The 20,225-nt window shown below is 36.9% G+C and carries 17 protein-coding genes and 1 tRNA gene; 4 read left to right on the plus strand and 14 right to left on the minus strand.

Annotated elements, in window-relative coordinates; all coding sequences use genetic code 11:
• Positions 1-21: 21 nt before the first annotated feature.
• The 5 genes from IGJ24_RS09910 to IGJ24_RS09930 all read right to left on the minus strand — a co-directional run bounded on the left by IGJ24_RS09910 (position 22) and on the right by IGJ24_RS09930 (position 8,829).
• On the minus strand, positions 22-1,458 hold the full coding sequence (locus IGJ24_RS09910) for a helix-turn-helix domain-containing protein (protein ID WP_002380625.1): 1,437 nt from the start codon (positions 1,456-1,458) through the stop codon (positions 22-24).
• Positions 1,459-2,160 carry a bacterial Ig-like domain-containing protein gene (locus IGJ24_RS09915; RefSeq protein ID WP_289865642.1) on the minus strand — a complete coding sequence of 234 codons (702 nt, stop codon included), beginning with the start codon at positions 2,158-2,160 and terminating at the stop codon, positions 1,459-1,461. It abuts the gene before it with no gap.
• A gap of 196 nt (positions 2,161-2,356) precedes the next feature.
• Positions 2,357-6,658: a bacterial Ig-like domain-containing protein gene (locus IGJ24_RS09920; RefSeq protein WP_289865641.1), complete on the minus strand. Its 4,302-nt coding sequence runs from the start codon at positions 6,656-6,658 to the stop codon at positions 2,357-2,359.
• Between the two features lie 175 nt (positions 6,659-6,833).
• Positions 6,834-8,165, minus strand: coding sequence for a hypothetical protein (locus IGJ24_RS09925; protein WP_002407190.1), 1,332 nt, complete (start codon positions 8,163-8,165; stop codon positions 6,834-6,836).
• A 112-nt stretch (positions 8,166-8,277) separates the two neighbouring features.
• A complete protein-coding gene (locus IGJ24_RS09930) occupies positions 8,278-8,829 on the minus strand; it encodes a helix-turn-helix domain-containing protein (protein WP_289865640.1) in 552 nt (183 codons plus the stop codon).
• A gap of 213 nt (positions 8,830-9,042) precedes the next feature.
• On the opposite strand from IGJ24_RS09930, the gene IGJ24_RS09935 reads away from it, so the two are divergent.
• Complete coding sequence (locus IGJ24_RS09935; protein ID WP_002356628.1) at positions 9,043-9,750, plus strand: AzlC family ABC transporter permease; 708 nt, start codon at positions 9,043-9,045, stop codon at positions 9,748-9,750.
• On the plus strand, positions 9,737-10,063 hold the full coding sequence (locus IGJ24_RS09940) for an AzlD domain-containing protein (RefSeq protein ID WP_002398013.1): 327 nt from the start codon (positions 9,737-9,739) through the stop codon (positions 10,061-10,063). The genes IGJ24_RS09935 and IGJ24_RS09940 overlap by 14 nt, the downstream gene beginning before the upstream one ends.
• 48 nt (positions 10,064-10,111) lie before the next feature.
• On the opposite strand, the gene IGJ24_RS09945 is transcribed toward IGJ24_RS09940, so the two are convergent.
• Positions 10,112-10,184 (minus strand) — tRNA-Thr (locus IGJ24_RS09945).
• Between the two features lie 158 nt (positions 10,185-10,342).
• Here IGJ24_RS09945 and IGJ24_RS09950 point away from each other — a divergent pair.
• On the plus strand, positions 10,343-10,579 hold the full coding sequence (locus IGJ24_RS09950) for a hypothetical protein (RefSeq protein ID WP_002381528.1): 237 nt from the start codon (positions 10,343-10,345) through the stop codon (positions 10,577-10,579).
• 73 nt (positions 10,580-10,652) lie between these two features.
• Here the strand turns inward: IGJ24_RS09950 and IGJ24_RS09955 are convergent, their stop codons facing one another.
• The 8 genes from IGJ24_RS09955 to IGJ24_RS09990 form a co-directional block, all read right to left on the minus strand.
• Positions 10,653-10,925 (minus strand): membrane protein, encoded by a 273-nt coding sequence (locus IGJ24_RS09955; RefSeq protein WP_002356625.1) that lies wholly within the window; start codon positions 10,923-10,925, stop codon positions 10,653-10,655.
• A gap of 105 nt (positions 10,926-11,030) precedes the next feature.
• Positions 11,031-11,660, minus strand: a complete 630-nt coding sequence (gene upp, locus IGJ24_RS09960) for a uracil phosphoribosyltransferase (RefSeq protein ID WP_002356624.1) — start codon at positions 11,658-11,660, stop codon at positions 11,031-11,033.
• A gap of 131 nt (positions 11,661-11,791) precedes the next feature.
• Complete coding sequence (glyA, locus tag IGJ24_RS09965; protein WP_002356623.1) at positions 11,792-13,030, minus strand: serine hydroxymethyltransferase; 1,239 nt, start codon at positions 13,028-13,030, stop codon at positions 11,792-11,794.
• 75 nt (positions 13,031-13,105) lie between these two features.
• Positions 13,106-14,128 (minus strand): L-threonylcarbamoyladenylate synthase, encoded by a 1,023-nt coding sequence (locus IGJ24_RS09970; protein ID WP_002356622.1) that lies wholly within the window; start codon positions 14,126-14,128, stop codon positions 13,106-13,108.
• Between the two features lie 43 nt (positions 14,129-14,171).
• The gene (prmC, locus tag IGJ24_RS09975) at positions 14,172-15,005 is read right to left on the minus strand and encodes a peptide chain release factor N(5)-glutamine methyltransferase (protein ID WP_289865639.1); all 834 of its coding nucleotides are present in this window, start codon (positions 15,003-15,005) and stop codon (positions 14,172-14,174) included.
• On the minus strand, positions 14,998-16,071 hold the full coding sequence (gene prfA, locus IGJ24_RS09980) for a peptide chain release factor 1 (RefSeq protein ID WP_002356619.1): 1,074 nt from the start codon (positions 16,069-16,071) through the stop codon (positions 14,998-15,000). Before prfA ends, prmC begins: the two co-directional genes overlap by 8 nt.
• An 11-nt stretch (positions 16,072-16,082) precedes the next feature.
• Positions 16,083-16,667: a thymidine kinase gene (locus IGJ24_RS09985; protein ID WP_002356618.1), complete on the minus strand. Its 585-nt coding sequence runs from the start codon at positions 16,665-16,667 to the stop codon at positions 16,083-16,085.
• Positions 16,668-16,892: 225 nt separating this feature from the next.
• Positions 16,893-18,410 (minus strand): flavocytochrome c, encoded by a 1,518-nt coding sequence (locus IGJ24_RS09990; protein WP_289865638.1) that lies wholly within the window; start codon positions 18,408-18,410, stop codon positions 16,893-16,895.
• Between the two features lie 369 nt (positions 18,411-18,779).
• Between IGJ24_RS09990 and IGJ24_RS09995 the strand changes: the two genes are divergently transcribed.
• Positions 18,780-20,195, plus strand: coding sequence for a TrkH family potassium uptake protein (locus tag IGJ24_RS09995; protein ID WP_289865637.1), 1,416 nt, complete (start codon positions 18,780-18,782; stop codon positions 20,193-20,195).
• The last annotated feature ends 30 nt before the right edge of the window (positions 20,196-20,225 follow it).

Here is a 20,225-nt window from a genome sequence, read left to right on the forward strand (position 1 = left end):
TAAAACACGTTGCGACTGTTTTTATTCGCTTTTTCTTTGTTTCGTTTGTTGTAGCTCTTTATTAATTCGGACAATTTCGTTGCCAAAATTTTGCCAGTCACTAGCTCGCGGGGGCGCTAGCCAAATTAAACATTTTACTGAAAATAACGTTTTTGGTAAATAATCCGAAACTACTAAATCAGTATCTGGTCGAATCGCTGAATGAAAGTGAATGCTGAAAGATTCGAATATTTTGATTTGTTCTTTGATAAACTGAGTATATTTTTCTCCTTGCGTAAAATTCACATAAAGATTGATCGTGCTTTTTTCATTCCTTTGGTCATAAAGACGGGATAACACTAATAGCAAATCAAAAAATAAAGAAAGCTTACTAAACTCAAACGCCGAGCAATCCAACGCAAATAAAAACTGACGACAGCTATTAAAAACAATTGGGTAGCGTTCCTGAAAAAATTCTAAATCCATAATTCGTAAGGTGATATCGATGAACGGTGTAATAAAACGATGTTGATAAATAATCGGAACAATTTCTTGATAAAATTCTTCGTCCGAAATTGTAAACGGCATATAAGAAAAGAATAATGTTTTCGTAGCCGTAATTGCCTCATTGTGAGAACTCAACAAATGTTCCGAAATAAGTTCACTTTGATAGACCGATAAATTACCGATAATTCCTTGAATTTCTGCGTTTTTCTCTGCATGAGTCGCCTTCATCACTTCGTTGATCCAACATTGAATTTCTTGATAAATCGAACTTTCTTCGTCAAAAACGAATGGATTTTCTTCTTGGGATAAAAAATAATTAGCTTTTCTTTGCGTTCGTTCTAACGCCACCAATACATAATGTTTAAATAAATGAAAATTAGTGATATTTTCATAAGAGCCTTTCAATTGAGCCAATAATTGGTTCACTGCGCGAAGATCTGTTTGATTATATAATTCTTCAGAATCTTTGTAAATTCGGTAATAGAGCATAGTAAAATATTGTCTAATCGCCATTTCATTGCCGCTAAGTTGTAAATTTTTGGATAACTTAATACCGTATTGACCTAATTCTTTCCGGATATGGTCAACAATTTTGTATACAACCGTTCGACTCATCCCGTGCTTTTCACCATATTTTTTGATTGAGGTAAACTGATGAAAGAAAATCGTTTTTAATAGATTAAATTCTAAAGAGTCTTTTAAATAATATTCTTCAATAATACTTGAAGAAATACGAAGGCTTTGAGATAACAAAATTTCATTATTTTTTTCACTGATTTCCATCTCATTAATCAGACCAAAGCGTTGCAAATCTGCATTGATTTCTGTTATGTTCCGTTCTAGCAAATAAGGAGAAATAGCTAATTGCTTACATAAACGATCTTTTCGTTCAGAAAATGAATATTGTTGCTCTAACTTTCTAATAATCGCTAATTTTAAATTTTCCCGATCATCTAATAACAAGAATTCCATTTAAACTCTCCTTGTTCCATACAAAAGTGAGCCTGACAGGAAGCTTAAAGTGGTGCCAAATTGAGAGGACCCACTTGCCGCTCCTCCAGTAATTTCCACTGGGGCTATCGTATCTATTTTTTTCAACAACTCATCATTTAACAGCACCTTTTTATTTACTCGTTCCTGTTCAATTTTATTTTTCTTTTTCTCCTGTTTTGTTTGTTGCTCCTTGTCCTGTCTCGAGGCAATAATTGGTCTTTCTGGGCCAATCATTGCTTGACTATAAGGAAGCTCTGCAAGCATATTCCCCTCTGCAGCAAAATTAGTAGGGTTGACATACACCTTCGCAATAGAAAGGTATGACTCGTAACGGAAGGTTACAAAATAAAGGCCTACTTTTTGAGTATTTACATTATTTTCTATAATTACATTTTCTAAATTTAAAGGGCGACCCTCTTTATCTTTTAGAAAAACGACATTGTCTAAGGGTGACCATGCTTGATTAACTCCTAAAAACGTGTCTTTTAATTTAAGTTCCGTTTGATTTTCTTTGACCGTAATGGTTGCTGTTTCAATTTTGCCATCCACTTCATAAGTCACGGTGTATTTGCCTGGTGTTGTCACTTCGTTTGCATAGCTATTCACTGAAGCAATTAACATTCCTGAAGAAAGAAATAAGGCTGTGCCGATACTACCATAATAAATAGTTCGCTGGTTCATCTCGTTTATTATTCCTCCAAACTATTTCATAAAAACAACTATCTTAACAGAAAAACCTGCTAATAGGTGTTCTTAAACTAAGTAACTTGTAAAACTTCCTATTTTCCAAGGAAACAGCTACCCTCATTCATGCACTTATTCATCTTTTAAGCGTGGAACAAAAGTCACTTTAAACTTTTGCCCCACGCTCATTTAATTATTTTCGTTTCTTCTTGATGACTATACCACTAATAATCACAATAAGTAACACAACAAGTCCTAGCACACGATATAGACCATTAGTTTGTTCTCCCGTTTTTGGATAACGTCCTTGCTTGTCAGGTTTCACAATGTGTGTGACATACTGACTACGTTTTATCGTGGTTTGATTCGTTGAGGAACTAGTCTGGTTGTGCTCATTTTTATCTGGTAGTGGTGTAGGATTACGATCAATCACATGAACAGTTGCTACTGTCGTCAATTGACGAGGTGTCTCGTTTGAAAACATTGAGAAAAGTCGTGACTGCACAGCTGGTTTGGTTTCATTAACTGGCTCAGTGGTATAGGAAATCTGGTACTCTCCTGTTTTCTTTGTATCAACTTTCCCTTTCACTTGAACTTTATCAAAGGATATAGCATGACCGTCACGATCTGTCGCTGAAACGAAATTATCTTCTGGTTTCCATTTATCGCCGACATAAATCGTTGTATCTCTGACCTCTAACTTAGATTGGTCGGGTTTGACAGTCACATTAGCTGTTTCTTCTTTACCTTCGTAACTGTATACGATTGGATAAACGCCTGCTTTGCTAGTATCAACTTGACCTGAAACAGTGATTTTTTCGAATGGGACATCTTGACCTGTTTTATCTGTCGCTGAAACAAAGTTCTCTTCTGGTTTCCATGAATCGCCGACATAAATCGTTGAATCTTTGACTTGTAAACGACTATCATCACGGACATGAACGATTGCTTTCGCTTCTTTTGTGCCATTTTTATAGACAATTTCATAATCGCCTATTTTATCAACATTCACTGTTCCCTGAACGTCAATTTTTTCAAACGGGACATCTTGACCTGTTTTTTCTGTTGCTGAAACGAAATTATCTTCAGGTTTCCATTTATCGCCGACATAAATCGTTGAATCTTTGACCTTTAACTTAGATTGGTCGGGTTTGACGGTCACATGGGCTGTTTCTTCTTTACCTTCGTAACTGTATACGATTGGATAAACGCCTGCTTTGGTGTTATCAACTTGACCTGAAACAGTGATTTTTTCGAAGGGAACGTCTTGACCTGTTTTATCTGTCGCTGAAACAAAGTTCTCTTCTGGTTTCCATGAATCACCGACATAAATCGTTGTATCTTTGACTTGTAAACGACTGTGATCAATTGTTTTCGTTAATGGAATTTTTAGTTGATTGTCTCCTTTGACCAGCTTAATGGCTTTTCCTGTCAAATACTCTTCATCCACGGAATATTCCTGCGGTACATTCGTTACTCGCAAAGTATAATCACCTGTCATGATAGCATCAAAGGAGTATTGACCTTTTTCATCTGTTGTAAATTCGGTTGCTGTATGCGTGACATTATCAATTAGTTCAAAAGAAACCTTCGCAATTGCTTGGTTTTCATCCTCTATGTTATGCGTATAGAATGTGGCAGTTGCTAAATAAACAATACCTTCTGCATCGCCTTCTGAGAATTTCAATGTGATTGGCGCAGTGGCGACTTTTTTCTTGCTAGCAGACATCTGATTCAATGTTTCAGAGTCGATTGTTGTTTCTGTATAGATTTGGCCAGCGTTTGCAGAGACAGTATTGTATTCAATCGTAATGTTTTCTGTCAATGTATAGTCTTTAAAAATAATTTTCGCACCGTTTGTAGTCTTCTCTAATGAATAAGCATCTTCTGGCACGCCTTTCACGGTAATAGAATTCAAATCGATTTGAGCATTGGTTGTGCCTTTTGGTGTTAATTCAATCGTTGGATTTTTCACACGATGTGTTTTATTATCAATATTTTTTGTTGTTACTGTTGTTTTTGTTACATTTTTTAATGTTGGATTCGCCGCTTGTGTTGCACTCAAAATGTCTAACGCTTCATTTTGAACAGAAACCGAAGCAGACCCTTCATTATTATTCGATTGTGGTTCTTTCGCTGTCCCTGTTATATAAAGAGTTGGCACGTCGATCCAGCCATTGGCGTTTTTATACTCAATAATGTAACGTTTGTTGGTTTTTCCAAAATCAAACGTGTAACTATTGGTATTTTCGTCAAAAGTAATCGTTGGGTATCCAGGACTGTCTGGTGACATTGGTTTATCAAAATAATAGCCACGATCCCAGTATTGTGGATAAATTGAATCTACCTGATCGTTTGAAACATCATAAATGTCAAAAAGAACATCGGCGCCAGCTGGAATTTTTGTACGGACGCTTAGTGAGTCAAAAGAATCATTTCGTGCATTGACAAGGAATTGATTTTTACTACTTTGAAGTGTTCGTTCAGAACCACGCTTACTATTAGTAGTTACTGTCGTATCAACTGGAGTTAAACCTTCAGCACTCATTGTTATCGGTATCGTATCGACTGGGATACTTTTATCTTTTGGCAAACTATCTGGCACGTAATTAAAACCTATTGGAATTTGGATTTCGTTGGTTATTGGCGTAGTGAACTTAATAACTGAACCATCTGACGTTGGCGTTACTGTATAATCCGTTCCTAACTTGTAATAAAAATAAATTTCTTTTGTAGCTCGTAATGAAAGATAATTAGGATGCTTTACTTTAATTTCTAAATTTTGAATCGGTGTCTCTTTGCTTCCCATAACTGAGACAGTTGTTCTTGATGAATAGGCACCATTTTGATCATAATTACCCCAAGCAGTTTCAGCATTCAAAGGATTAACAACACTAATTGGTTCAATATATTGATCGGATACTAATTGAATGGCTTTATTGGGACCAATTACAGGTGTACTTAATGATAGATTAATGTCCTTCTTGTCAAAATCCATTGTTAAATCAGAAATATTTATTCTTAAATAGCTATCTTTTGTGGCCGTCAAGGTAAGCTTGCCACCTTCAGTTTTAATATCAAAATAGTCTTCCAATTTTACATTTTCATATAAAGGACCATACGCCGTAAATTTAGGATTCTTAATTTCTTGACCATTTGTACTCTCTAATACGATTTGTTGACCCACTTTTGTTTCTGTTAATGTGCCATAAATTGTTACATAATATTTCCCTTTGCTTTGAAAACTGATATAGGACATACTACGCATTTCACGATCAGCAATTACTTTACTTGTTTGACTCGTCTTAGCAGTAAAATCGGTTGTTTGTTTAGTTCCTGTCGTACTTTTCAAAGAAATTGACCCAATTTTTGTTGTTGGATACTGCTGTGAATATAAGTAGTTATAGTCCGAAGCACTCTCTAAATAAATTGTCCGATTAATCGATAAGGAATAGGCTTTTTGTTGATTCATGTTTGGAACAGTTACAGCAATCCGCCCGAGTGAATTATCGCTTAATGTATAATCTTTGCCAGGTGTTAACAAGGTTTGCGTTTCTGGTAAAATTTGACCATTAATGTCGACATCGTAACTGAAAACTTGAGGTTCCAAGTTATCTTGTTTTCCAAAGACAGCGCCTGGCGTCTCTGTTGTTAATAATTCTAATGTTTGATTGCCAGTTAATGTCCGGTCTAAATTATAAAAAATTTCGCCATCTAACCCTGTCGTTCTGGTTCGTTCGTTATATTGAATTGGTTCCACTTGTTCATATAAATCAAACGAGTAGGTTTTTTTATTTTTTCCTGGAGTTTCAATTTTGATTAATGGTTCCGCCTCTGTTGTTAGATAACTTTTTAGTTCTACTTTAAAGGAAGTATCTGAAACTCGTTGATTAAACGTAATACTTAATGTTTTGGTTGCCGCATCGACTGCCCAAGTTGCGCCAATGCCCGTCACATCTCCGCTAACAGTTGAATAACCTAAATGTTCTGGTAATTGAACTGTATAAACTGATCCAGGTGCATAACCTGTGTTTCCAACAGCAAATTGGAACGTAGCGGTTACCGGTGTTGTATTTAATTCGCGGTGAACCTCTGTTTGGCTGTATTCTGTTCCACCAATCGGCGCAAGACTCATACTGTCAAGTAGTTCATCTGTAATTGGCGCTTGAACATCTGGTAGGGCTTTTTCATTAAGTGAGGTGTCCTTGTCCTCCGTTGTTTGTTGTTCAGATGGTGTAGCACCACTGGAAGCTGTTGTGCTCGCCTCTGTGGTTTGCGATTCAGTTGTTGCAGTTGGTTGATTCATTTCTGAAGTAGTCGTTGTTGCTAAAGGTAAAGATGGTGTTGAGTTCGATAACTCTGCCTCTTTTTTTGCTGTATCAGTGGTCTCTGTTTGTGCTTCTGTCGTTGTTACAGCATAGGCATTTACGGCAAACCCGAAATTTTGTGCGAGAAGTATACTCAACATCACAAAAGAAAAAGTTTTTTTCTTCATACTAATCCCCTTTCAATAAAATTCATATAACCTAATAATAGCTTGTTAAAAATGAAACAATTGATTAATTTTTTTTGAATCTTCGAAAAAAAAAAACAGCTTTTCATAAAAAAATACTTGGAAAATCAGCCACAATCACTGTTTTTCCAAGTATTTTTTTATGAATATTTGTAAATTATCGTTTCTTTTGGCGAAAAACGACCACGAAATAAACTGCAATAAACAATAACACTAAGAGCGAGTTACTATTTTTAATGAAAGTTAAAAATTGACTTGTTTGCATTGAAATGCCTTTGCCGCCAGTCAATTCTAATAAAAATTGTGTCGTGCCACCTTTGCCTACTACAGTGACTAACATAAGCGCCATCAAAATAAATTGATGGAATAAACTCCCTTTTGTTTGTGTTGTATATTTGATAAGGATGCGGCTATCTTTTGGCAAATCTGTCTCTTGATAATATCGCCTAGCTAAAAAGCTGTTCAATGTGCTTTTGAAAAAACTCAAGAGAAACAGGCCTAAAATAGTCCACGAGGTAAGAAGTAATATTCCCAAACTTCCCGCCAGACCAACCATTGGTATGTTGTTTGACCATTGTTTCGTTTTACTAGCTGCAATCATTGCAAAAATCATCCCTAAAACATAAGGTAAATAGAGATAGATGCCCATATGAGCTCTGCCATAAACCCCTGCAACATAAATGGAACCAAATAAAAATAAATAGTTCCCGACAATCCCGTTAATCAAGGTCGCAAGATTCATTTCTAATGATACTTTATATGCGCCCCGTTTGCCATAATGACTAACGAAAAGGACAGCCACCACAAAGAAACAGCAGGCGCCAACAATCGCATAATCAAATTCCACCGCATTCGTTAATAAGCGACCACTTCTTAATAAAAGTAATAACACAAAAAAGATAACAAACAGAATTAATTCTTTTCGTGAAACTTCTGCTGATTCTTCTTCTAGCTCGTTTAATGAAACAGGATAGCTCTTGATTGCTACTAAAGCAACCAGAAAATAGAGCGCGTACACCAATAACGCCAGTCCAATCTCAGTCGCTTTAAAAAATAAAGCGCCAAATAAAACAGCGGTCAATAAGACTGTCGTTAAAAGATTGCTATGACTGATTTTTTGACCTTCTTCTTTCAAGAAAAAGCGAATTGATTGATTACTTGGTGGCAACAACGCCCCACTAAGTCCTAACAACATTCCTGAAATACTATAAAGTGGGAAAGAAAAAGCGCCGGCGATCCCAATTAAGGAGCCTGCCAAGCCTAACAATAGAGAAATCTTTAGTAGACCTAGACTAGTCAAAGACAAATTAATTCCTCGAACCAGAAAAATGCCTGTCATACGCAATGTATAAAATAAGACAAATGGTAAAATTGTTAGAAGGTTGTGTCCATCACTCAATTGAATGTAAAGTAAATAAGGCACAACAATAATCGTATTACTTAGTAAACTTAATGCTGTATTACCAAGACTTTCAATTTTTTTATTCATTTTGACCTCTTCTTTTATCTTTCATTTTCTATTATTTTTAGGGTAGCATTGTTTACTTTTTTTGTCCATAAAATAACAGATGTAGCAATTTCCTAATGTCTATTTTCCACTGTTACGTATAATAGTTAATGACGACTGCTTGGACTTTCTCTGTTCCGTCATTTATATACGTGTGTACTTGATTAGCACCAAAATACATAGCAGCGTCTTTTGGAAGAAGATATCTCTGACCGCCCACTTCAATAGCTAATGTTCCTTGAATAACCATGACATATTCTGTCGAACGTTTTGAATGCCCAACAGCTTGATACTTTTTCCCTGGATCTAATTCAAACTGAAAGAGTTCAAAATTTCTTTCCTGGTTGTCTGAGTAGTAATTAAAGACTCGATAGGAGTGATCTTCAGAATGTTGTGTTACCGTCTCAGTTTTTTTTACCACGGGATTTTCTTTAACATAGTCATCTTCTAATAAATACGTATACGGAACATTGAGTCCATTACTTATTTTCCAAATTGTATTTATGGTAGGATTGGTGGTTCCTTTTTCAATCTGCGAAAGCATCCCTTTACTCACTCCGGTTATCCCAGCTAGTTCATCTAACGTAAGTTTTTTTTCTTGTCTAATTTTTTTTAAATTATTGCCAATAATTGTATTAATCTCCAAAATAGTTGCTCCTTCTGTTTCTTTTTATCATCCAAAAGTTTAATATATTGAACAAAAGTATTCTTTATTGTATTATACAATATATATCTTAGTTGTTCAAAAGGAGTGGTTAATAATGAAAACGCTCATTCGCTCGTTGTGTCTCATTATCGAAGGTCTAGATTTTCATACACACGTGTTTAAATTTTATAGAGAAAGAAGGAAAAAAAGAGAATGAACCACCAATTAGATGCACGCACTGGCATTCGTGAAGCCTTGCCAACGGTTTTTGGCTATATTGGTATTGGCATTGCTTTTGGTATCGTAGGACAAGCAGCAGGTTTTTCCCCTCTTATTGTTAGTGCGATGTCGTTTTTTATTTTTGCAGGATCTGCTCAGTTTGTAACAGTTAGTATGTTGACTGGTGGCAGCCCTATTTTATCCATTGTGTTAGCGACTTTCTTAGTAAATGCGCGTATGATTCTTATGGGAATGACCATTGCGCCTTACTTTAAAGCCGAATCTCTCGGTAAAAATCTCTGGTTGGGAACCTTACTGACGGATGAAAGTTTTGCACTAGGAATGAATAAATTAAACCACACCAAAGGACGTTTAAGTTTTGAGTGGTTTAATGCTGCCAATTTGATTTCCTATGCGACTTGGGTTTTTTCGACGATCATCGGTGCCTATCTAGGGCGCTTTATTGCAAATCCTCAAGCATTAGGTCTTGAGTTTGCGGTCGTGGCTATGTTCATTGGTTTACTCTATCTGCAGATAATTAGTGATCGTTCCATGAAAATTGCTTTACAACTCATCATGGTCCTGATTACTTTTGGGTTGATGTCTATTGGTCTAATTTTTATTCCCAGTAATTTAATTGTCTTAGTTGTCACGTTAATCGGTTGTGGAATAGGAGTGATGATAAAACATGCCTTCTTCTGAGTATCTCTTTTTAACAATTTTAGGCTGTACCGTTGCAACCTGGCTTTCAAGAATACTGCCATTTTTACTTTTAAAAAAAATCAGTCTGCCGCAGAAATTATTAGAATATCTAAGTTTTGTTCCCATTGTGATTATGTCCGCCTTATGGTTTAGTAGCTTATTTGAACAAAGAATAGGGCATTTACCAAGCCTCAATCTTCCTTATTTATTCGCTTCATTTCCTACCATTTTAGCCGCAATACTCTCTAAAAACTTATTGATTATTGTACTGGTAGGCATTGCTTCATTTGCACTAATCCAAAATTTCATCTAAAAAAACAGACAGGCACTACCAGATGGTAGTGCCTGTCTGTTTTTTAGATGCCAGCTGCAGGGATCGAACCTGTGACCTACGCGTTACGAGTGCGTTGCTCTACCAACTGAGCTAAGCTGGCCTGAAACAAATCTATTATAGGACTTTCTACTTTATTTGTAAAGTCTGTTTGTTATTTATTTATGCAAAATCTCTTTAAAATAAGCCAAATAGCGACTTTACAAACTTTTTTCTGAAAATGTGGTATAATAGAGATATCAAGAAAGGATGGTTTTTTGTATGTCAAATTTTAATGGTATGGTTACTCCTGTTGTTCCATCGGATGCTGGTAAGGATTTCGCCGTTGACACCCATGTTACTTTTCTTGTTCACGGACAGCCACAAACAGGCGTTGTTACGAAACAATTAAAAAATGCCGCTGTCGTCGAAATTGACGAAACGCAAAAAAACAATCACTTAATGGTGCACAGCAATGGTGTGATTGTTATTAATTACAAACAATTGAAAAAGATTTAATTCTTCAAGCGTGGGAAATTTCCCCCGCTCTTTTTTATGTACAGAATTGGAATACTTTCCAATTCGTCGGAAACTATAATGCTGTAATAAACGCAAAAAAACCAAAAATAATTCCAGGAACATTAGCAAAAATAATGGACTTATCTCGTGTTTCTCCATCGTCTCCATATAACCCATGAATCGTCCAAAAAATACAATTAATCATTGCCACTAATGGTTGCGTCGGATTGCCTTTTTCCCCATGTAAATTTCCATAAATTTGTGGAATATATGAAACATACATCAAAACTGACATCACACTAGCAATCACAGCGATAGCGTGTAAGACTTTTTTATTCTTTTTCATAGCTCCTCCTTTGTTTTTTTATTTTTTATTATACACCTAGAAAAGTTCTTTAAGCAAAAGAAAACCGTTAGTAACCATAATCGGTTATCTAACGGTTTTTTGTTATTATTTTGTTCCGAATAAACGGTCACCAGCATCCCCTAAACCAGGAACGATATAGCCGTCTTCGTTTAAGCGCTCATCTAAAGCTGCTGTATAAATATCTACATCTGGGTGCGCTTCTTGTAAAGCTTTCACACCTTCTGGAACGGCCACTAGACATACAAATTTAATGTTGCTAGCACCACGTTCTTTTAATGAATCGATGGCCATAATTGCGGAACCACCTGTTGCTAGCATTGGGTCAACAACAAATAATTGACGACTTGCAATGTCTTCAGGTAATTTCACGAAGTATTCATGTGGTTGCAATGTTTCTTCATCACGGTAAAGTCCAACGTGTCCAACTTTCGCTGCTGGAATTAATTCTAAAATCCCATCAACCATGCCAATGCCGGCACGTAAAATAGGAATGATTGCTACTTTTTTCCCTGAAAGTGTTTTTTGTGTTGATTTACCCATCGGTGTTTCGATGACAACATCCTCTAAAGGCATATCCCGTGATACTTCATAAGCCATTAACATAGCAATTTCGTTGACAACTTCGCGGAAAACCTTTGTCCCACAGTTCTTTTCGCGAATCATTGTTAGTTTGTGTTGAATTAGCGGATGATCAATTACTTGAAATTTTCCCATATCTATTCTCCTTCATTATTTTATTCTTTCTTATTGTAAAACAAAAGAGCCTAGGACACAAGTTGAATTCCTTAAATCCTAAGCTCCGACTCTTATTTGTACAGAGAATCGCGCTTCAGCTATCCCTGATGTTAGTTATATAATGGATATTTTTTAGTTAGCGCTGCTACAGCTGCTTTGACTTCATCATGAACTGCTGTATTTTCTGGATCTTTTAAGACTTGAACGATTAATTTAGCAACTTCTACCGCATCTTCTTCTTTAAAACCACGTGAAGTAATCGCAGGCGTTCCAATACGGATACCACTTGTTTTAAATGGACTTAATTGTTCAAACGGAATTGAATTTTTATTGACAGTAATATTTACACTATCTAAAATAGCTTCTGCTTCTTTTCCATTTAAACCAAAACCTGTCACTTCGATCAGTAATAAGTGGTTGTCTGTTGCCCCACTAATTAAACGAGCTTCTGGCGCTTGATTGAAAACTTTCGTCATCGCTTGTGCATTTGCAATCACTTGCTGACTATATTCAGCAAAACTTGGATCCAAAGCTTCTTTAAAAGCTGCGGCTTTTCCGGCAATCACATGTTCCAACGGGCCACCTTGAATGCCTGGGAAAATACTACTATTTACTTTTTTCGCCAATTCTTCGCTATTTGTCAAAATTAAACCGCCACGAGGACCACGCAATGTTTTATGGGTCGTACTTGTTACGATATCAGCATACGGAACTGGATTTGGGTGCAAACCTGAAGCTACCAAGCCTGCAATATGCGCCATATCAACCATTAACTTTGCATCTACTTCATCAGCGATTTCACGGAAACGTTTGAAGTCAATCGTTCGTGAATACGCACTTGCGCCTGCAACGATTAGTTTTGGACGATGTTCTCTTGCTAAAATTCGCACGACATCGTAATCGATTACTTCTGTTGAAGGATCCACTCCATAACTGACAAAATTATAGGTTTTTCCACTAAAGTTAACGGGCGAACCATGTGTTAAGTGACCACCAGCTGATAAATCCATCCCCAAAATGGTATCACCTGGTTCAACCAATGAAAGGTATGCCGCTGTATTGGCTTGAGAACCTGAATGGGCTTGTACATTCGCGAATTTTGCACCAAATAATTCTTTGGCACGATCAATAGCTAAATTTTCTACGATATCGATAAATTCACAACCACCATAGTACCGTTTGCCAGGGTAACCTTCTGCGTACTTATTCGTTAAAATACTTCCTTGGGCAGCCATAACTGCTTTTGACACGACATTCTCAGATGCGATTAGTTCCAAGTTATTTTCTTGGCGCTCTTCTTCTCTTGCAATTGCATTCCATAAATCTGGGTCATACGTTTTGTAATCCATTCAAACAACACTCCATTTTGTTTTCTTTTGTCTGATTGTATCATACTTCTGTGTCAGCTTCGTTACAAATACCTCTTATTTTTCAAAAAATTTTTGATTGGCTGATTTTTTCAAGCGATTCATGTAAGCAGTGCCTAAACCAGTTTCTGCAAATCCTTGTGCAAAAATCGTGGTAGCTCCTTGCTCATCTAACGCTCTTAACCCTGCAAATAGTTCTTTTGTGGCATTTTCAACCGTTTCTGCACCATAAGAATAAACAAACGCATTTTCTGTATCTAGTTGTGCTGCCTGTTCATCACTTAAAAATAAGCCGATTTTTTCCTGTTGTTCTTTTGCTTGCTGAATCGCCGCTTGCCATTCTGCTGTTTGACCGCTTATAATCCAAACTTCCGCATCAGGAGAATAGTGTTTGTATTTCATCCCTGGCGCTTTGGGTGCTGCAGTTTCACTAATCAAATGTGTATCGATTTTCACTTGAGGAATAATGCTTTCCAACTGCTCTTTGGTAATTGCTCCTGGTCGTAAAATAACTGGCACACCATCTTCCGCCGTTAAATCTAAGACCGTTGACTCCACCCCAATCTGCGTTGGGCCATCATCTAATATGGCAGCAATTTTCCCCTGCAAATCATGATAAACATGCTCTGCAGATGTTGGACTAGGCTTGCCAGAAGTGTTCGCACTTGGTCCGACCAATGGAACATTGGCTTGTTCAATCAAAGCTAAGGTCGCTTGGTTATCTGGCATACGAAAAGCGACTGTCTCTAAACCACCTGTTACTGTTTTAGAAAATGTATCGCTAGGCACATTAAAAATTAAAGTTAATGGTCCCGGCCAAAAGGCAGACACCAATTTTGTAGCGACTTCTGGTAAGGTCGCCACGTATTTTTTGACCATTTCAACGTTGTTCACATGAACAATCAATGGATTATCACTGGGGCGGCCTTTTACTTGGTAAACTTTTTTTACTGCCGCTTCATTTAAGGCATCGGCACCTAAGCCATAAACAGTTTCTGTTGGAAAAGCCACTAGCTCGCCTGCTTGAATGGCTGCTGCTGCTTGGGCTATTTCTTGTTTGGTTAATTTTTTTGTTTCCATTGCAAATCGCTCCTTCTAGAAAAGTGGCGACGAAGAACCTTAGTTACTCGGCTATCGCGAGGCGATCGTTGCCAGATAAATCTTTTTCAATTTTAATTGTTTTTTGTGGATAGGCGGCACTCAATAATTCTTGGAGGGCTGCGCCTTGTTGAAACCCTATTTCAAAATAAATTTTACCGTCTGCTTTAAGCATCGTTTGACTTTCATGAATTAATTGTTGGTATAAGGCCAAACCGTTATTTTCAGCGAATAAAGCGGTTTTAGGTTCATACGTTCGGACACTTGCATCCATTAAATGCCATTCTTGTTCACTAATATAGGGCGGATTAGAAATAAGCAGATCGATTTTTTCAGAAGCAACTGTCTGTAAGCCATTCCCATGATAAAATTCGATGTCAGCACCTAATACTTGCGCGTTTTGTTTAGCGACAGTCAACGCTTCCTCTGAAAGATCAATGGCAATAACTCGCCAGTTGGGCCGTGCCAGTTTCAAGCTAATCGCAATGGCACCTGTCCCTGTTCCGACATCCACGACCGTCAAAGGAGTATCTGGATTGGCTTTTAAGCAACGCTCGACTAATTCTTCTGTTTCTGGCCTAGGAATCAAAGTATGTTCATTAACAATAAAGGAATGTCCATAAAATTCAGCTTGTCCTAGTAAATATTGTGCTGGGTAATCTGTCAATAATTGGGCTAAATCCGTTTTTAATTGTTTCTCTTCTTCTTGGGGCATTTCTTCTTGCATATGCAGGAGCCACTGCGTTTTATCCCAACCTTTACGTTCTAAAAAAACATAGTGAATAGCATAGCCTTCTTTGCCTTGCGCCTCTAAAAAAGAAGAAGCCCAGTTAAGGACTTCAAAGTAACGTTTAGCCATTTTGCATCTCTTCTAATTTCGACGTTTGATCATATAAGACTAATGCATCAATGATTTCGTCTAATTTACCAGCAAGAATCTGGTCTAGTTTTTGGATGGTTAAACCAATACGATGATCCGTTACTCGATTTTGTGGGAAGTTATACGTTCTGATTCGTTCTGAACGATCTCCGGTCCCCACCGCCGATTTACGGTTAGCATCATATTCACTTTGTGCTTCTTGTTGAATTTGGTCATACACACGAGCACGCAAAACTTTCATTGCTTTTTCACGGTTTTTTAGCTGTGAACGTTCATCTTGCATTGCGACCACGATTCCTGTTGGTAAATGGGTTAAACGAACAGCCGAAGCGGTTTTATTGACGTGCTGTCCACCAGCGCCACTTGCATGATAAATATCGACACGGATATCTTTATCAGCTAATTCGATTTCGACTTCTTCCGCTTCCGGCATAACTACAACGGTTGCTGTCGATGTATGAATCCGTCCTTGTGATTCTGTTGAAGGAACTCGTTGCACGCGGTGAGCGCCACTTTCGTATTTTAATTTTGAAAAGACGTTATCTCCTGAAATCATCATAATTACTTCTTTATATCCACCGATTCCAGTGACGTTCGCTTCTAAAACTTCCGCTTTCCACCCTTGTGCTTCTGCATATTTTTGGTACATATTAAATAAGTCGCCAGCAAAAAGTGCGGCTTCATCACCACCGGCTGCACCACGGATTTCCATGATGATATTTTTATCATCATTTGGGTCTTTTGGTAATAATAAAATTTTAATGCGGTCTTCTAACACTTCTTTTTCTTTTTTCAAATCAGAAAGTTCTTCTTTCGCCATTTCGGCCATTTCCGCATCTAAGTTTTCACTTAAAAGTTCTTCGGCATCGCTAATCCCTTCAACAACTTGTTTATATCGGCGATAAACCTCAACCGTCTCACGTGTATTAGCTTCTTCCTTCGATAATTCCATGAAACGTTTTGTATCACTAATGACTGCTGGGTCACTTAATAATTCGCCCAATTCCTCATAGCGATCTTCAATAGATTGTAATTGATCGTACATAGTGTCTCTCCTTACTGTTCTTCATTCACTGTTTTTGGATGAAAATAATGTTTGCGACAAACAGGATAGTAGGCTTCATTCCCACCAATTTGGACTTGATCCCCTTCATAAACGGGTTTGCCATCAATATAGTGCAAGTTCATAGTTGCTTTTTTATGACAGAACCAGCAAATCGTTTTTAATTCTTCTAATTTGTCTGCATATAAAAGTAAATACTTTGAGCCTTCAAATAATTCATTTCTAAAATCATTCTTTAGCCCAAATGCCATTACTGGAATATCTAATTCGTCAACAATTCGTGCAAATTCAATGACATGATGCTTGTTTAAAAATTGACATTCATCGACTAATACGCAAAAAGGTTTGTAAGACAAATCATTAATCAAGTCAAAGACATTGGTTTCTTCAAAAATTGGAATAGCATCTCTGCGTAATCCGATGCGACTGGATACTTTCCCGACACCATCACGTGTATCTAGTCCACTGGTCATCAAAACAACTGGTTTGTCTTGTTCTTCGTAATTGTGTGCTACTTTTAAGATTTCAATGGTTTTACCACTGTTCATTGCGCCATACTTGAAAAATAATTGAGCCATGTTCACTACACCTTTCCGTTAGTTCCTTACGTATTTTACTATATTTTTAGCAAAAAAGCAGTATTTTTAGCTAAAATGGTCGTGCATTTTTCTGAAAAAAACAGAATCTACGCCAAAGTCATTTTAGCAGGGCTATTTATACTCCAACTAATGATCCTGCTAGTATGCAATAAAAAAGCCCGAAATTGTAGTTATTTGACTACAATTTCAGACTTTTTAAACTAGTTATTTTTGAGCAGAGGCAAATTCTGCTGATTGCGTACCTGCTTGACGACCATAAATGATAATATCGGCGATGGCATTGCCTCCGATACGGTTTTGACCATGTAAGCCACCTGTTAATTCACCAGCAGCATATAGACCTTTAATTGGTGTGCCATCTTCACGTAAAACTTCTGTTTTCGTGTTGATTTTCACGCCACCCATTGTGTGGTGAATCCCTGGTGCAATTTTAATTGCATAGTAAGGCGCTGTGCTTAAGTCAGCTTCCATTCCAGTTGTCCGGCCAAATTGTTTGTCATTTTTGGCATTAACATCTTGGTTCCAAGTATCAATCGTTGCTTTCAATGTATCGGCAGGCATGCCAATTTTTTCAGCTAATTCTTCAATCGTTTCACCTTTTTCCACGAAACCTTTTTGATCATAGAAATCAATGGCTTTTGCACGGTCGCGAACGCCTTGGTCAAAGACTAAATAAGCTGATTTTTCTGGTAAGGCATTGATTGCTGCAGAAACTTTGTCACGTGTATCTAACTCATTAACAAAACGTTCTCCTTTTTGAGAAGCCAAGATTGCGCCTTCTCCACGAACTGCTTCACCAATTAAGAAAGCATCGCTTTGTTGAACAGTTGGGTGAATTTGAATTTCTTTCATATCCACTAACGCACCGCCAACTTTTTGAATCATTTGGATACCGTCACCTGTTGTTCCTTCTTGGTTCGTTGTAACATAGTTTTTCAATTCTGGTTTGTATTGTGTAATTAATTTTTCGTTGGCACCGAAACCACCTGTTGTGACAACGACTGCTTTTGCTTTAACTGTTTTTTCTTTATCATCTTTCATTTTCACTTTTACGCCATCAATTTGACCGTTTTCTTCAACTAAGTCTGTCACGTCAGCATCAACAAACAATGGAATTTTTTCTTCGCGAACGTTACGTACTAAACCGTCAACTAGATAGCCCCCAATTGCTGATCCGTCAGCAGGTCGGTGTGTGCGTTTTTCGCTCATTCCACCTGTAATCGTTAAATTGCTCAATGTAATTCCTTTTGTATCTAACCAATCAATTGCTTCAGCTGAATGATCAACAAAATAACGTAGTAATTCTTGATCGTTGGTTCCTTTACCGCCTTTTAGTGTTTCTTCAAAGAATTTATCGTTGCTATCTTTAATGCCTTCTTTTTCTTGGAATTTTGTTTGTGAAGCATTCATTCCTGAAGAAGATTTAATTGTATTCCCACCTGCAACAGGCATTTTTTCTAAAATAACTGGATTCATGCCAGCTTCTTTGGCTTGTAATGCAGCGGTCATCCCCGCACCACCTGAACCAACAATAACAACATCATAACTGTCTTTTAGTTCACTTGGATCTGTATAACCATTAGCAGAGGCACCAGATGTTGCTTCTGTTTTTTCAGAAGATGCTTTTGTTTTACCAGCAGCTTTTTCTTGATCGCTTGTACAACCTGTTGCTGCACCTAATAATAACCCTAGGGAAAGAACTCCCATTAACACTTTTTTCATTGTTTTCCCACCTTATAAACTATTGATTTCTACCAACACAATTTCTTATTTTTCATTTGAATAAAAATAACAGTTTGTTACATAAAGTGAACACATTCACATATCAACCGAAATAAAAAAGCTACCACTACTTTTTAAAGTTGTATCGTTAGACAAACTGACCAATTAGCAATAAGTTGTTTGGGGAACAACCTATTTTTCTATTCTTTCATAAAATATCATGTTCTCGCTTGTTTGTGGATGTTTTCCAATTATTTCTAACGAATTTCTTATTTTTATTTGTCATTTCAAGGATTTTCTGGCAGAATTATTCGTTTGAGGCGAAAAGTTTTGGTATACTTAGTTTAATTAGAATTGGGAGGTTATCTAGTGAACCATACACGTTTGCTGTGGCTGGCACAGCGAAAAAGCGATCGATTTATTCGCAAAAATTTTTCATCTATTCAAATCATCGTCGCTTATTACATATTAATGACGGTTATTTCTTATTTATTGTTTTGCCTCCCTATTTTCAGAGAACCTGACTCGCATGTTCCTTTTATTGATTTATTTTTCTTAGCAATCAGTACAGTCAGTGTTACTGGACTCACCACAGTCGATATTAATTCGGTTTTTAATGATCGTGGGATCGTCTTATTGGAGGTTCTTTTCCAAGTTGGTGGCTTAGGGATTATGATGATTTCAACGGTCTTTTTTATTTTATCAAAACGGCGAATCACATTAAAGCAACGTCAGTTAATTATGACTGACATGAATCAGCCGCGGCTGAGCGGAATTGTTCGACTGATCCGCACCACTTTTTTGATTTTAATTTGGTTCCAAGTAATCTTCGGCTCGCTCTTTTCGCTTTATTTTTATATAAGTGGTTATTATACAAACTGGCGAGATGCGATATTCTATGGCTTTTATCAAGCTATTTCTGCAGTGACTAATTCAGGCTTTGATATTTCAGGTGATTCAATTATTCCTTTTGCTCATGATTATCTCTTTTTACTGGCAATTATGTTCTTAATTTTTATCGGCGGAATTGGATTTCCCGTTTTACTGGAAATTCATGAGTGGTTACATTTTAAGAAAAAGAACTTTCGTAAGAAGAAACGAGACTTGCCTTTCCGCTTCTCATTGTTTAGTAAAATTGCTTTGCTAGCGTTTATTGTTCTGTTTATTGGTGGGACTATTTTGATTTACTTATTAGAAAAAGATCACCTATTTTTGACAATGAATGAAAGTGGCCGTTGGGTAAGTTCGATGTTTTATTCGATGACTACACGAAACGCTGGCCTCCAAATTAATGATTTAGGAGACTTCCAAATTACAACGTTGATTATTTTCTCTGTGTTAATGTTTATTGGTTGTAGTCCTAGCTCTGTTGGTGGTGGTGTTCGAACAACGACTGTTGCGATTATTGGCTTGTATTTGTTAGCCTTTTTAAAAAGTGAAGATGATATTAGCGTCTTTAGCCGTAAAATAGATGACGATGATGTCAAAAAATCGATTGTCGTCTTCATGTTATCTTTGATTATGTGCTTTTTCGCTGTCGTCTTTTTGTCAGCCACTGAAAATCTGCCCTTGATTTCAATCATTGTGGAAGTCGCTTCTGCCTTTGGGACAACCGGTCTTTCTTTGGGCATTACAGACGATTTAACAACAGTAGGTAAATTAATGATTGCCTTATTAATGTTTATTGGACGTATTGGTATGCTTTATACCTTAATGATTTTTGTACCAAAAGAAACACGTGACTTAGGCTACGAATACCCTTCAGAAAAAATTATTATTGGATAAAAAAACAAAGCCTCTCAAGTAAGAGGCTTT

The sequence above is a fragment of the Enterococcus sp. DIV0546 genome, from assembly GCF_051712785.1.
GTDB classification, from domain to species: domain Bacteria; phylum Bacillota; class Bacilli; order Lactobacillales; family Enterococcaceae; genus Enterococcus; species Enterococcus faecalis.